The 13,342-nt window shown below is 66.5% G+C and carries 18 protein-coding genes; 8 read left to right on the top strand and 10 right to left on the bottom strand.

The features are described from left to right. The first annotated feature begins 91 nt into the window (after positions 1 to 91). Positions 92 to 382 carry a hypothetical protein gene (locus F623_RS0108115; protein WP_018862018.1) on the top strand — a complete coding sequence of 97 codons (291 nt, stop codon included), beginning with the start codon at positions 92 to 94 and terminating at the stop codon, positions 380 to 382. A gap of 40 nt (positions 383 to 422) precedes the next feature. Here F623_RS0108115 and F623_RS0108110 read toward each other — a convergent pair whose 3' ends face one another. The 6 genes from F623_RS0108110 to F623_RS0108085 all read right to left on the bottom strand — a co-directional run bounded on the left by F623_RS0108110 (position 423) and on the right by F623_RS0108085 (position 3,820). Then, positions 423 to 1,001: a TM2 domain-containing protein gene (locus F623_RS0108110; RefSeq protein WP_018868407.1), complete on the bottom strand. Its 579-nt coding sequence runs from the start codon at positions 999 to 1,001 to the stop codon at positions 423 to 425. Between the two features lie 106 nt (positions 1,002 to 1,107). After that, the gene (locus F623_RS0108105) at positions 1,108 to 2,106 is read right to left on the bottom strand and encodes an NAD(P)H-dependent glycerol-3-phosphate dehydrogenase (protein ID WP_018862016.1); all 999 of its coding nucleotides are present in this window, start codon (positions 2,104 to 2,106) and stop codon (positions 1,108 to 1,110) included. Positions 2,107 to 2,122: 16 nt separating this feature from the next. Then, positions 2,123 to 2,659, bottom strand: coding sequence for a protein-export chaperone SecB (secB, locus tag F623_RS0108100; RefSeq protein WP_018862015.1), 537 nt, complete (start codon positions 2,657 to 2,659; stop codon positions 2,123 to 2,125). Between the two features lie 101 nt (positions 2,660 to 2,760). Continuing rightward, complete coding sequence (locus F623_RS0108095) at positions 2,761 to 3,039, bottom strand: glutaredoxin domain-containing protein (protein WP_018862014.1); 279 nt, start codon at positions 3,037 to 3,039, stop codon at positions 2,761 to 2,763. Next, the gene (locus F623_RS0108090) at positions 3,039 to 3,467 is read right to left on the bottom strand and encodes a rhodanese-like domain-containing protein (protein ID WP_018862013.1); all 429 of its coding nucleotides are present in this window, start codon (positions 3,465 to 3,467) and stop codon (positions 3,039 to 3,041) included. Before F623_RS0108090 ends, F623_RS0108095 begins: the two co-directional genes overlap by 1 nt. Positions 3,468 to 3,484: 17 nt before the next feature. Beyond that, entirely contained in the window at positions 3,485 to 3,820 is a 336-nt protein-coding gene (locus tag F623_RS0108085) for a helix-turn-helix transcriptional regulator (protein ID WP_018862012.1), read from the bottom strand. Positions 3,821 to 3,897: 77 nt separating this feature from the next. On the opposite strand from F623_RS0108085, the gene F623_RS0108080 reads away from it, so the two are divergent. The 6 genes from F623_RS0108080 (at position 3,898) to ruvA (ending at position 9,114) form a co-directional block, all read left to right on the top strand. Beyond that, entirely contained in the window at positions 3,898 to 5,097 is a 1,200-nt protein-coding gene (locus F623_RS0108080) for a murein hydrolase activator EnvC (protein ID WP_038040426.1), read from the top strand. A 141-nt stretch (positions 5,098 to 5,238) separates the two neighbouring features. Next, positions 5,239 to 6,525, top strand: a complete 1,287-nt coding sequence (locus F623_RS0108075) for a S41 family peptidase (RefSeq protein WP_018862010.1) — start codon at positions 5,239 to 5,241, stop codon at positions 6,523 to 6,525. 12 nt (positions 6,526 to 6,537) lie between these two features. After that, on the top strand, positions 6,538 to 7,092 hold the full coding sequence (locus F623_RS0108070) for a DJ-1 family glyoxalase III (RefSeq protein WP_018868408.1): 555 nt from the start codon (positions 6,538 to 6,540) through the stop codon (positions 7,090 to 7,092). A 146-nt stretch (positions 7,093 to 7,238) separates the two neighbouring features. After that, a complete protein-coding gene (locus tag F623_RS0108065; RefSeq protein ID WP_018862008.1) occupies positions 7,239 to 7,976 on the top strand; it encodes a YebC/PmpR family DNA-binding transcriptional regulator in 738 nt (245 codons plus the stop codon). Positions 7,977 to 7,996: 20 nt separating this feature from the next. Next, positions 7,997 to 8,512: a crossover junction endodeoxyribonuclease RuvC gene (ruvC, locus tag F623_RS0108060; RefSeq protein WP_018862007.1), complete on the top strand. Its 516-nt coding sequence runs from the start codon at positions 7,997 to 7,999 to the stop codon at positions 8,510 to 8,512. Then, positions 8,509 to 9,114: a Holliday junction branch migration protein RuvA gene (gene ruvA / locus F623_RS0108055; protein ID WP_018868409.1), complete on the top strand. Its 606-nt coding sequence runs from the start codon at positions 8,509 to 8,511 to the stop codon at positions 9,112 to 9,114. Before ruvC ends, ruvA begins: the two co-directional genes overlap by 4 nt. Before the next feature lie 44 nt (positions 9,115 to 9,158). On the opposite strand, the gene F623_RS0108050 is transcribed toward ruvA, so the two are convergent. Continuing rightward, entirely contained in the window at positions 9,159 to 9,599 is a 441-nt protein-coding gene (locus F623_RS0108050; RefSeq protein ID WP_018862005.1) for a DUF3617 family protein, read from the bottom strand. Between the two features lie 118 nt (positions 9,600 to 9,717). Here F623_RS0108050 and F623_RS0108045 point away from each other — a divergent pair, with 118 nt between their 5' ends. Then, positions 9,718 to 10,677, top strand: a complete 960-nt coding sequence (locus F623_RS0108045) for a matrixin family metalloprotease (RefSeq protein WP_018868410.1) — start codon at positions 9,718 to 9,720, stop codon at positions 10,675 to 10,677. A gap of 49 nt (positions 10,678 to 10,726) precedes the next feature. On the opposite strand, the gene F623_RS0108040 is transcribed toward F623_RS0108045, so the two are convergent. From F623_RS0108040 to recG, 3 genes are all read right to left on the bottom strand, one after another. Further along, complete coding sequence (locus tag F623_RS0108040; protein ID WP_018862003.1) at positions 10,727 to 10,915, bottom strand: DUF3185 family protein; 189 nt, start codon at positions 10,913 to 10,915, stop codon at positions 10,727 to 10,729. A gap of 24 nt (positions 10,916 to 10,939) precedes the next feature. Then, on the bottom strand, positions 10,940 to 11,197 hold the full coding sequence (locus F623_RS0108035) for a GlsB/YeaQ/YmgE family stress response membrane protein (protein ID WP_018862002.1): 258 nt from the start codon (positions 11,195 to 11,197) through the stop codon (positions 10,940 to 10,942). Between the two features lie 63 nt (positions 11,198 to 11,260). Next, positions 11,261 to 13,342: an ATP-dependent DNA helicase RecG gene (gene recG / locus F623_RS0108030; RefSeq protein WP_255349350.1), complete on the bottom strand. Its 2,082-nt coding sequence runs from the start codon at positions 13,340 to 13,342 to the stop codon at positions 11,261 to 11,263.

Raw genomic sequence — 13,342 nt, 5'->3', positions numbered from 1 at the left:
GGGTGGAAAGTCCCGCCAGCTTTGCGTTCACTTTTTGGGCGTGGTCCTCTTGCCTTAGCCTATGCGGAAACTTGATAACCGAGAGAACACCATGAGCGACGATACCCTGCAGCTGTCCGGCGACCTGATCCAGAAGATCCAGGACGTGCTGGTCGAAACCGATCCCAAGGCCCAGCAGCCCATCGTGGCCGTTCAGTATCTAAGCGCGATTACCGGCTTTCTGGTGGCGCAGATGCCGGAGTCGGTGAACGAACGCAAGGAGTATCTCCAGCAGCTCTCGCAGTTCACCGAGTCGGTGTTCGTGGATGTGGAGAGTCGCAAGCAGGCCGCCCCGCCGCCGCAGCAGGAGGCCAGTGGCGTCTGGCGCCCCGGCGATAATTGAGAACCGTCGGGCTCCGCGCGTGCGGGCGCGAGGCCGTGGACTAGTCGTCCCCGGCCCCGTCCTTCTTGCGTGAACGCATCTGGCGCAGCATCGCTTCCTGCTCGTTGAAGCTTGGCATGCGGCGCTTGCCGCCCACGTCGCGGTCACGATCGTTCGCTCCGGCAGGACCTGGGTGTCCGGCGCGTTCGCCTTCCTTGATCGACTGGTATTCGGCCAGTTCGCGCTGGGCGTCCTCGTCGCTGGTGTAGCGGCCGCGATAGTCCTGCGGCGGCTTGTGGCCCTTGCGCAGGAACACCTGCTTGCGCAGTTCCTTGTTGTAGTCCGTCACGCGGCGGTCGATCCAGACCAGATCAATAGCGGCCCAGCCGGCCATGACACCCGCCGGGATTAACCACCACCAGCCAGCCAGAAGCCAGGCCACGACCAGGGTCACCACGCTCAGGCCAATATAGCCCGTGGCGCCCAGGGGCTCGCGCAGATAAAAACGGTGCAGTCCAAGCGGAAACAGGATCCAGGCGATGTAGGCGGGTGGGCGCGCGCGCATCTCGGCCGCGAGCTTCGCGTTGATTGCCTGCAGGCCGCCGCCCTCGAGATCCAGTTCCTTCCACGCCTTGCGCATGGGTGCCTCCCAGCTGTGGATAATCGTCCGTGCACGGTAACGAACCATGCGCGCAGGTGCGATTGCGCGGGTTCGGCTCGGGGTTACCGGGCGCGGCAGGGGTCCCTTAGGTGGAGGGGTTCTCGTGTGCCGGGTCGCGCTCCAGCAGGCGGCGCGCGGCCTCGCGCACGGGACGATCCTGATAGAGCACGGCGTGGACCTCCGCGCAGATGGGCATGTCCACCGACAGGGTCCTGGCGCGGGCGTTGATCTGTCGCGCGGTTTCTACCCCCTCGACCGACTGGCCGATGCGGGCGCGGGCCGTCTCCAGGTCGTAGCCCTGCCCCAGCAGGCGGCCCAGACGGCGGTTGCGTGACTGGTCGTCGGTACAGGTGAGGATCAGGTCGCCCAGACCGGACAGCCCGGTCAGCGTGCCCGGGTGGGCACCGACTGCCGCGCCCAGGCGCTGCATCTCGGCCAGCCCACGGGTCATCAGCGCGGCACGGGCATTGGCACCGTAGCCCGCTCCGTCCGCGATCCCGGTCGCGACGGCGAGAACATTCTTCAGCGCGCCGCCCAGTTCCACACCGATCACGTCGGGGTTGCGATAGATGCGCAGGGCCTCGCCGTGCAGGGCCTCCGCCAGTCGGTCCATGCAACGGTCGTCGTGTGATGCGGCCGTCAGCGCAGTCGGTTGGCCCCGTGCCACCTCGGCGGCGAAGGACGGCCCGGAGATCAATGCGGGCGGGAAGCCGGTGCCCAGTTCTTCCTCGGCGATCTCGTGCAGCCAGGCTCCGCTGGAGGTCTCAAGCCCCTTGGTGGCCCAGGCGACCGTCTGCTCCGCACGCAGATGTGGCTGCAACCAGCGCAGGGTCTCGCGGAAGGCCCCGGACGGGACCGCGATCAGCACCAGATCCGCGGCGTCGACGACGTCGGGGTCGGCACTGATGGAGAGATGCTCCGGGAACGGGATGCCGGGTAGATAACGGGCATTCTCGCGCTCGTGGTTCAGCCGGTCGGCCGTCTCGTGCTTGCGGACCCAGAGCACGACGTCCTGGTGCAGTCGCGCTGCATGAATCGCCAGCGCGGTGCCCCAGGAGCCGCCACCAAGGAGTGCGATGTGCACGGGTGCGAGTTCCGGATCAGGCCTGTGAGGTCGACTCCGGCGAGGCCGTCTGCGATTCGCCGGACGCCTTCTTCTGGTCTTCCAGGTGCTGCTGGTACAGCGCTTCGAAGTTGACCGGCTGCAGCAGCAGTTGCGGGAAACCGCCCTTGAGTACCAGGTCGGCGACGGTTTCGCGCGCGAACGGGAACAGCAGGTTCGGGCAGTACGAGCCCAGCAGCTGGTTGAGCTGGTCGCGCGGGAAGCCCCGCACGATGAAGACCCCGGCCTGGTTGATCTCGACCAGATAGGCGGTCTTGCCGTTGGATTCGGTGGTCACGGTCAGCTTCAGTTCGACCTCGAACACGCCTTCCTCTTCGCGAATCGGGCGGGCGTTGGTGTTCAGCTGAATGTTGGTCTCGCCCTTCCATTCGTTGAGGAAGACCTCGGGGGCATCCGGCGATTCAAACGAGATGTCCTTGATGAACACCTTCTGGATGGAGAAGCCGGGGTTGTCCTGACTATCGCCCTGTGCGCCGGCACTGTTACCGCTGTTCTTGGAGGTTTCTTCAGCCATGGTGTTGTTCCGAGTCGTGAGAAGTGAGGTTCGTGTCGGGGAATCGTAAAGGAATGCGGCGCTGGATAGGAGCGGGTGGGTATCGCTACCGCGTGTGGGGCTCAGGCATCGCTGGTGCGCTGGACGCCTGCCGCTTCGGCCATTCGGTGCAGGTCGCCGGAATGATCCAGTGCCTGCAGCTCGTCATACCCGCCGATGTGAGTCTCGCCAAGGAAGATCTGCGGCACCGAGTGGCGTCCGGCCCGTTGCTCCATTTCCGCGCGAGCCCCGGGTTCGCGATCCACCGGGAAATCGTCAAAGGAATAACCGCGATGGATCAGCAGCCGGCGGGCCAGCAGACAGAATGGACAGCGGACCGTGCCATAGACCTCGAAGCGCATTACTTCTTCTTGATCGGCAGGCCCGCGGACTGCCAGGCCTGGATGCCGCCCTGGAGGTTCACAACATCCTGAAAGCCCGCAGAGGTCAGCTGCGAGGCGGCCATCGCGGAACGGTTGCCGCTGCGGCAGTACACCACCACCGGCTTGTCCTTGTACTTGGCGATGTCATCCATGCGCTTTTGCAGGCTGCCCGCCGGGATATGCTTGGCGCCGCCTATGCGACCGGAGGCGATTTCGTTGTCCTCGCGCACGTCCAGCACCAGGCTGTCGTCCTGGTTGATCACGCGCACCGCTTCGTTCGGCGACAGGGTCCGATACTTGCGCGTCAGGCGGCGGAATTCGGTGAACAGGATCATCCCGACAACCGCGAGCAGGGCACCGGTCAGGATCGGGTGATTGGACAGGAATTCAGGGAGTCTTTCGAGCATTCAGGGCGCCGCGTTGGTCAGGAGCTGCAGAAAACGTCCTGCATCATACCGATCAGGCGCAGCGTGCGGGAGTCCCCCACCCGGTAGTAGACGCGGTTCGCATCCTTGCGTGTGGCCAGGATGCCTTTGTCGCGCAGGATGCCCAGATGCTGCGAAATGTTGCTCTGCGAGGTCCCGACCTGATCGACGATTTCCTGTACGCTGATCTCGCGATCGCCGAGAATGCAGAGGATCTTGAGCCGCAGGGGGTGGGACATGGCTTTGAGCGAGCGCGAGGCCCGCTCGATGTCCTCGTCCTGAGACATTAGTTCGTCTTCGACCATCTTTTCTTCTTCGACCGCTTCGTTGCTCACGGCATGCCTCTTTATTGTTTTGCGAAACAGCAGGCCCGTAACCGGGTGAGAATATAAGTACCTAAACGTACCCCGATATGCGAATTTGCGCAATCTTGACTTCCCGATACCCCTTACTGCTTGTTCTGGTGGGGTTTTTGATCGTTCCCTGGGGCAGTCTGCTGGCATTCGAGCCGGAGGCCGAGCTGGAGGAGACCCTGGAGGCGATCCGTGATCTGGAGCGCAGCCAGGAGGAGCGCCAGGCGGCACTCCAGCGTCTGGAGGAGGAACTCGAGCGTGCCGCGCGGGGTAGCAGCGAGTCGCGGCGCGAACTGCGCGAGCTGGAGGCCGAGCGCGAGCAGCAGGCCGAGGTGATCGCCGAGCACGAGGCACGCGTCGCGCAGGAAGAGGAGCGCCTGCGCGAGGAGCGGGTGCAGGCGGGGCGCCTGCTCCGCGATCAGTGGCAGCGCGACCGGCACCCCGGACGCATCCCGGGTGCGGGGGGGGAGGGCGAACTGAGTCGATTGCACCCGGAGATCGCCGCGCGCCTGCGCGAGGCGCGGGCCGAGGCGCTGGCGGCCCTCGGCGAGCAGCTCGCGGTGTTGCGCGCCGCGCGCGATGACCTGGAGCGTGAACAGGCGGTGCTGGCCGAACAGGAGGAGGATCTGCGCGCGGTGGTCGCCGATCTCGAACGCGAAGAAGATCGTCAGCGCGCGGCCATGGACGAACTGGAGCGCGCGATCGAGGACGAGGCGCTGGAACTGGCGCGGCTGGAGCGCAACGCAGAGACGCTGGAGGAACTGATTCGCGAGGTGGAGCGCGACGCGGCCGAGCGGGAGGAACGTGCGGCTCGGGGTGATCCTCCGCCCGAACGGGCACCCGTACGCTCGGACGTGGGATTTTCCGAACTCCAGGGCGAACTCCCCATGCCTGCGGATGGCTCGGTGGTTCGACGTTTCAACGAGCCGCGTGGCAGCAGCCTCCAGTCACGCTGGCGCGGGACCGTGCTGGAGGTCGATAACGGCGAGGCTGTCCATGCGGTCCACTTCGGGCGCGTGGTCTACGCTGACTGGATGCAGGGGTACGGCTTTCTGGTCATCCTCGACCATGGGGACGGCTACCTGACGCTGTACAGCAATCTTGAGGAAATCCTGGTTGCGGAGGGTGAGGAGGTCGAAGGGGGAACGCGCATGGCTCTGGCCGGCGCGGGCCGCGAGGCCATCGCCCCGGGCCTGTATTTCGAGATTCGGCGAAATGGCGATCCGTTGAACCCTGAGGACTGGTGGCTATCTCAATGACGAGCGTCACGAAAAAATCGTGAGCAGATTTGAAACATTTGTCGGGCGAAAACAGCAGACGCAGTCGGGCGTTCAGGCATGGGTCAGATTCGCGGTGCTACCATCGTCGCGTCGAATACCTCCGTTTCTAGAGGATTGGTAATGAAGAAGTCTTGTCGCACCGGGTACGCCCTGGTGGTGGGTTTGGTGGTCGGCGTCATGCTCAGCGTCTCGGTGGCGGTGTACGCCGATCGCGAGAATGGCGCGAAGAATGCCTTGCCGGTGGAGGACCTGCAGCGGTTCACCGAGGTGTACATGCGCATCAAGCGCAATTACGTCACCGAGGTGGACGACAAGGAGCTGCTGGACAACGCCATCAAGGGGATGCTGTCCGGGCTGGATCCGCATTCGGCCTACCTGGACGAACAGGACTTCGAGGACATGCAGGTTGGCACCTCCGGCGAGTTCGGCGGCCTGGGGATCGAGGTCGGCATGGAGGATGGCTTCGTCAAGGTCATTGCCCCGATCGATGACACCCCGGCGAGCAAGGCCGGCATCCAGGCGGGTGACTTGATCATTCGCCTGGACGGCGAATCCGTGCAGGGCATGACGCTGTCCGATGCCGTCTCCAAGATGCGGGGCGAGAAGGGCTCCGACATTACCCTGACCATCGTCCGCGAGGGCGAGGACCAACCGAAGGAGGTCACCCTGACGCGCGACCGTATCCAGGTCCAGAGCGTGCGCTCCGAGATCCTTGAAGACGGTTACGGTTACCTGCGCATCAGCAATTTCCAGCAGCGCACCGCGCGCGATGTCGTGCGGGCGGTCGAAGAATTGAAGGAAAAGGGCGATCTGCGCGGGCTCGTGCTGGATCTGCGCAACAACCCGGGCGGCATCCTGAATGGCGCGGTGGGTGTGTCCGATGCCTTCCTTGAGGACGGGCTGATTGTCTATACCGAGGGCCGACTGGAGGATTCACAGTTCCGCTATCAGGCCTCCCCGGGTGACGTGCTCGGCGGTGCCCCGATGGTTGTGCTGGTGAACCGGGGCTCGGCCTCGGCCTCGGAGATCGTGGCCGGTGCGCTCCAGGATCACAATCGAGCGGTCGTCATGGGCCAGAACACCTTTGGCAAGGGTTCGGTGCAGACGATCCTGCCGCTGACCGAAAATACCGGTATCAAGTTGACCACGGCGCGTTATTTCACGCCGGATGGGCGCAACATCGAGGAAGAGGGCGTAGCACCCGATATCCGGCTGGAAAACCTGACGGTCACGCGTGCCGAAGGTGAAGACGAGCGCGACGCCCAGGCGCGTATGCAGCGCGAGCTGCAGGGCGAGGATATGCCGGAAGACGATGACGACAATGGCGAGAGTCTGGCCGAGCGTGACTACGGTTTGAGCGAGGCCCTGAATCTGCTCAAGGGTCTGAACATCTACAGCCAGCGCTGATCGGAGGTGGCCATGACGCAGGAACATCCCCGCGTACTGGTGCCGCTGGCGGCCGGGGCTGAGGAGCTGGAGGCCGTCACCATCATCGATCTGTTGCGTCGCGCGCGCTTCGAGGTAACGGTCGCCGGGCTTGAGCCGGGCCCCGTGCGTTGTTCCCGCGGGACGGTGATCCAGCCGGATACCACACTCGATGCCGTTCAGGACGAGGCCTTCGACCTGATCGTGCTGCCCGGCGGCTTGCCGGGGGCCGATCACCTGCGCGACGATCCACGCGTGCAGGCCATGCTGCGGGCCCAGGCGGAGCGCGACGGCTGGCTGGGCGCGGTCTGCGCCGGGCCCAAGGCGCTGGCGCAGGCGGGTGTGCTGGAAGGGCGTCGCGTGACCTCGTTCACCGGAGCGCTGGACGAATCGGGCATCCGTTCGACCGGGGGCCTCGTGGAAGTCGACGGTCACATCATTACCGGCCGAGGTCCCGGTGCGGCGATGGATTTTGCGCTGACCCTGATTGAGCAACTGGCCGGGCGCGAAGCCCGTGAGGCCGTCGAGGGACCGTTGCTGCGTCCCTGACGTCGGCCAGTTCGGCCCCCGCGCTACCCCATCAAGCATCCTTTCGTGCCTTTGCATGAACCCGGCGGCCTCAGTCGATTAGACTGTGCGGGTCTCGCGGTCGCCTGGCCGCGCCCAACGAACCCAGCACAAGGAGTCGGGACCGAATGGCAGGCCACAGCAAGTGGGCGAATATCCAGCATCGCAAGAACGCCCAGGACGCCAAGCGCGGCAAACTCTTTACCAAGCTGATTCGCGAGATTACCGTCGCCGCCCGTCAGGGCGGGTCCGATCCCGAGACCAATCCGCGTCTGCGCCTGGCGATCGACAAGGCGCTTGCCGCCAACATGACGCGGGATACCATCGAGCGCGCGGCCAAGCGCGGTGCGGGCGAGACCGATGGCGATGCGATGGAGGAGATCCGCTACGAGGGCTATGGCCCGGGCGGCGCGGCGATCCTGGTCGACTGCATGACCGACAATCGCAACCGGACGGTAGCCGAGGTGCGCCACGCTTTCTCCAAGATGGGCGGCAACCTGGGGACCGACGGCTCGGTGGCCTACCTGTTCCAGAACAAAGGCGTGATTCGCTTCGCGCCTGGACTGGACGACGAGACGGTCATGGAGGCCGCGCTCGAGGGTGGGGCCGAGGACGTGCAGGTTGAGGAGGACGGCGCGATCGAGGTCATCACTGAACCCGATACCTACCAGGATGTGCGCCAGGCCCTGCTGGACAGGGGGCTGGAGCCGGAGAACTCGGAGGTCACCTGGCGGCCCGAGACCCTGTCGCCGCTGGATGGGGACACCGCCGAGACCGTGCTGAAGCTCCTGGAGATGCTGGACGACCTGGATGACGTGCAGAACGTCTACACCAACGCCGACTTCCCGGAAGGCGTGGGGCAGTAGCGCGAGCCCCGGAAAAGCGGATGCGTATCCTCGGTATCGATCCCGGCTCGCGGATCACCGGCTTTGCGGTGATCGAGTACGTCAGGGGGAAGGGCCGTTCCTGCGGCCATGGCGTGATCCGCCCGAGTGCCAAGGGGTTTCCCGAACGCCTGGGCGAGATCTTCGCCGGCGTGGTCGAGGTGATCGACGAGCTCAGACCCGACGTGCTGGCGATCGAGACGGTGTTCGTCGCCCGCAATGCGCAGTCGGCGATCAAGTTGGGGCATGCCCGGGGGGCTGCCATCTGCGCGGCAACCCAGGCCGGGCTCCCGGTACATGAATATGCCCCGCGTGCGATCAAGATGGCCGTGGTCGGCGTGGGCAGCGCGGACAAGGAGCAGGTCCAGCACATGATGCAGCAACTGTTACGCCTGACCGAGCCGGCCAGCAGCGATGCCGCCGATGCCCTCGCCGTCGCGCTGTGCCACGCCCATACCGCCCAGCACCAGGCGCGTCTGGCGGGATCCGCCTCGGCCGTGATCGGGGGGCGCCCATGATTGCCCGGCTGGAGGGGACGCTCGTCAGCCGCGAGGTGAATGGTGTGGTCATTGATGCAGGGGGCGTGGGTTACGAGGTCGAGGTCCCGCTCTCCACGCTGGCGGCCCTGCCGGAACCGGGCGCCACCGTGGTCCTGACCACGCACCTCGTGGTGCGCGAAGATGCACACCAGCTATTCGGGTTCATGCACAGGCGCGACCGCGATCTGTTCCGGCGCCTGATCCGGGTTAACGGGATTGGAGCCAAGCTTGCGTTGGCGATGCTCTCGACCTATGCGGGTGACGAGCTGGCTGGCCTGATCAGCGGCGGTGACGTCGCCGGGCTGGCCAAGGTCCCGGGGATCGGCAAGCGCACGGCCGAACGGGTGGTGCTGGAGCTGGGCGAGCGGTTGGTCGAGATGGGGTTCGCGGCCACGCCGGGTGTTGCGGGTGGCGCAGCGGATGCCCCCGGCGCCGCGATGGACGGGGAGGCGATGGCGGCGCTCGAGTCGCTGGGTTATCCGCGAGCCAATGCGGAGAAGATGGTCGCTGCCGTTCGCGATCAGGCGGATTCGGTGGAGACCCTCGTGCGCCTGGCGCTGCGTTCCACCGTGAAGCGCTGAGTACCCGACCCGGTATCACCCGGGCCGGGGGCGGGAGGTGGCCCCTAGCAGTCGCCGATGCGCTGGCCGTCAACGGTGATGCGCACGGACATCGGGCCCATCGGCGAGTCGATCTCGCTGCGCATCTCGCCCTCGGCGCGATCCCCCATGAACTGCATCGAGCCCTCCATGTCCATGCTGGTGCCGTCGGGGTCAGTGCATGTCATGGTGTAGTCCACGCCGTCCGCGCGCATGTCCATACTGTCCACACTACAGCCCTCGGGCGCCTCGATCATCTCCTCGCCGCGCGCGAGATCCTCCTCGGTTACGCACTCGGTGTAGGTTTCGGTCTGCTCCGGCATCTGGTGGGCACCTTCCATCGTGGTGGTGTTGGTGTACTCCCATTCGCCCGGCTGGATGTTCGGTTTTTCGGCCTGGGCCACCAGTGGCAGGAACGCGAACGGGACGGCGGCCAGCAGGCTGTAAAGGCTGGAACGAGGCATCATGATGGGCTCTCCCTGCGAAATGTGTGTGGTTCATGGTGCCTCGGCGTCTGCAGGGGAGCAAATTGGCGAATGTCTCTGATTGGTGGCATGTTGCGGTTGGGGATCTCGGAGGGGATGCATGGCCATACCGATATGGGTGTTGGGCGGTGCGGGTGCCGTGCTGCTGGGCGGGGCCGTGCTGCTGGACGGCGATCCGCGCGATTTCCTGGCGGGCGGGGGGCACCCGGCCGCGCCCGGCTGTGAGATTCCGGTGGAGATGCATCTGGGCGAGATCGACCCGCGTTTCGAGCTGGAGCCCGACGAAGTGCGCCGCGCACTCGATGCCGCCGTGGCAATGTGGGAGACCCATACCGAAGAACGGTTGTTCACCGCGCGCGACGGTGAAGGGATGGCCGTGCGACTGGTGTTCGACGAACGTCAGGCCGGCGCCATGGCGCGAGAGCGCTCGCGCGCGCAGCTGGATCAGGCACAGGAGGATATCGACGGTGCTCGGGAACGCCTGGATCGCCATCGCTCGGCGCTAAACGCCGACGTCGAACTGTACGAACGCCGCGTGCGCGGGTTCGACGAGCGCCGCCGCGCGCATGAAGGCCGGGTCGCCGACTGGAACGCGGGCCGCGGGGAGCGCAGTGCGCAGGCCCGCGAGCGTCTGGAGCAGGAGGCGCGGGAGCTGCGTGAGGAGCACGAGCGACTGGAGGAACGCCGCCGCGGGCTGGAGGATCGCCGGGCAGATCTGAACGCGGCCGGTCGTAAACTGGAGCACGAGATCGCGGCCTTCAATGAACAGGTTGATGATTTCAACCGGGCGGCCGCCGCCGGCACCGGGTTCGATATGGCGGTTTATCAGCAGCAGGGGAATCGCCGCAGCATTACGGTTTACAAGGCGAGCGACTTTGACGAGCTGCGCCTGACGCTGGCGCACGAGTTGGGGCATGCGCTGGGGATCGGCCATGTCGATGATCCCGCCGCGGTCATGCACGCGGAGCTGGGGCCGGCGAATGCGGGGCGCGAGAATCTGGCGGCGGCCGATCGGGCCGCGCTCGAGGAATCTTGTGGGGTCGAACTCGCGACGCCGTGAAAGACCGGTGGACCGTGTCGCGGTGTTTGGAATCGATGGTGGCGGGTGTTCAGAAGAGCAGGAACAGCCCCAGTACGGCCGAGGTGATACCTCCGATCAGCAGGGCAAGCGTGCGCTGGGTGAAGCGGCCAAGAAACAGGCGCGCCGCCCGTTCACGCAGGCCGAAGCTGTCCTGCAGTCCGACGATGGCCGCGATCAGGCCGCCGACCAGCAGGACAATGCCGAGGATCTGGATCATCGCGTCTTCCTCCATGCGATTCGTTTACCACTTGCGTGGTGCGATCAGACGCAGCAGCGCCAGCAGCAGGATCGCCCCCACCGTGGCCGCCACCAGGGTCCCGACCAGGCCGGCCGTCGGCACCCCCAGCTGGGTGAACAGCCAGCCGCCCAGCACCGCCCCGATGACCCCGATCACGATGTTCAGCAGGATGCCCTGGCCTGCGCCGTGGACCAGCAAGCCCGCGAGCCAGCCGGCAATGCCGCCGATCAGCAGCAGCAATAACAGTGATTCAACGGGCATTGAGTACTCCTTTGCTCTCTTGTCTGATGGATGATCGGGGCGGGCGTTCCGTGCGGCCCTGATTCAGCCGACGGTGGCATAGCGCGTGGCGCCGCCCAGCCAGCGCTCGATCAGGGCCGCGGCGCGCGGCGGGTCCTCGCGCACGCGCAGGGCCAGCTCCGTGGCCTCCTCCAGCAGGTCCTGATCGCGCGACCAGTCGGCCACGCGGAAGCTGCGGTCGCCCGTCTGGCGCGTGCCCAGCAGCTCGCCAGGGCCCCGCAACCGGAGGTCCACCTCCGCGATCTCGAAACCGTCGTTGGTGCGGCGCATCGCCTCGAGGCGCTCGCGGGCGGTCTCGCCCAGCGGCGGGCGGTAGAGCAGCACGCAGGCGGAGGCGGTGTTGCCGCGCCCGACACGGCCGCGCAACTGGTGCAGTTGCGACAGGCCCATGCGCTCGGCGTTCTCGATGATCATCAGGCTGGCGTTGGGGACATCCACGCCGACCTCGATCACCGTGGTTGCGACCAGCAGATCGAGAGCGCCCGCGCGAAAGCGTTCCATCACCGTATCGCGTTCGGACCCCTTCATGCGCCCGTGGGCCAGCCCGATTCTCAGTTCCGGCAGCGCCTCGCACAGCCGCTCGGCGGTGGCCTCGGCGGATTCCGCCTCGAGTTGTTCCGATTCCTCCACCAGCGGGCAGACCCAGTAGGCCTGGGTGCCGGAGCCGCAGGCCGCGCGGATGCGCTCGATCACTTCGTCGCGGCGCTCGTGGCTGATCAGCGCGGTGCGCACGGGTGTTCGGCCCGGTGGGCGCTCGTCGATGACCGAGCTGTCCAGGTCGGCGTACAGGGCCATGGCCAGGGTGCGCGGGATCGGCGTTGCGGTCATGATCAGCTGATGCGGCATCTGGCCGTTACCCTTGTCGCGCAGGGCCATACGCTGATGCACGCCAAAGCGGTGCTGCTCGTCGATGATCGCCAGCCCCAGGCGGTGGAAGCGGACCTCCTCCTGGAACAGGGCGTGGGTGCCGATCGCGACCTGGCGCTGACCATTGGCCAGCTCGGAAAGCAACTGGCCCCGTTCGTTGGCGGTCTGGCGCCCGCCCAGCCACGCCACCGACACGCCCAGCGGTTCCAGCCACTGGGCGAGATTGCGCCCGTGCTGGCGGGCGAGCAGCTCGGTGGGGGCCATGAATGCGACCTGATGGCCGGCTTCCACCGCCGCAAGGGCGGCCGCGACTGCGACCAGGGTCTTGCCAGAGCCGACGTCGCCCTGCACCAGCCGATTCATCGGGATCGGGCGAGCCAGGTCCTCGCGCACCTCGCGGATCACGCGGTCCTGTGCGCCGGTGGGCTTGAACGGGAGCTGGTCGCGCAGCTGTCTCCACAGTGCGCCCTCGGGGCGGATGACCGGCGCGCGGCGCGCATCCTGCGGGGTGCGGCTTTGTTCCATGCGGGCGAGCTGGTGGGCGGTCAACTCCTCCAGTGCCAGGCGGGTGCGTGCGGGCCCGCGCTGCTCGGCGGTGTCCAGTGCATCCAGGGCCTCGGCCCGCGCAGGGGGGTGGTGCAGCTGCTGCAGGGCCGTGTGCAGCCCGGGTAGTTGGCGTTCGCTCAGTTCCGGGAGCAGGTCGGGCAGTTGCCCGGTCGTTGGCAGGACCTCGGTGACCAGTTGGCGCAGGAGCTTCTGCGAGATGCCCTCGGTGGTCGGGTAGATCGGGGTCAGGTGGGTTTCCAGGGTAGGCGGTTTCGTGCCCACCACCTGCAGTTCCGGGTGCACGCACTCCATCGCGCCGGGCATGCCTCGCGGTTCGCCAAAGGCGCGAATGCGCGTGCCCGGGCTCAGGCGGCGTTGCTGGCCACTGCCGAAATGGAAGAACCGCAGCAGGATGGACGTGCCGTCTTCTTCCAGCGTGACGACCAGCATGCGCCGGCGGCGATGGACGACCTCGGCATGGGTGACCCGGCCCTCGAACAGGGCGGGGAGCCCCGGGCGCAGGGCGCGGATCGGGGTCAGCCGGGTACGGTCCTCGAAACGCAGCGGCAGGTGCAGGAGGAGGTCCCGGGCCTGTTCCAGGCCCAGGCGTGCCAGGCGCTCGGCCACCGCGGGGCCGACGCCCTTGAACCCCGTCAGTGGTGCCTGCAGGTCCACCGCGGTCGCTGCGCGCAG

The sequence above is a fragment of the Thioalkalivibrio sp. ALD1 genome (assembly GCF_000381245.1).
In the GTDB taxonomy this organism is placed as follows: domain Bacteria; phylum Pseudomonadota; class Gammaproteobacteria; order Ectothiorhodospirales; family Ectothiorhodospiraceae; genus Thioalkalivibrio.
This window is presented reverse-complemented; position numbering and strand designations above follow the sequence as displayed.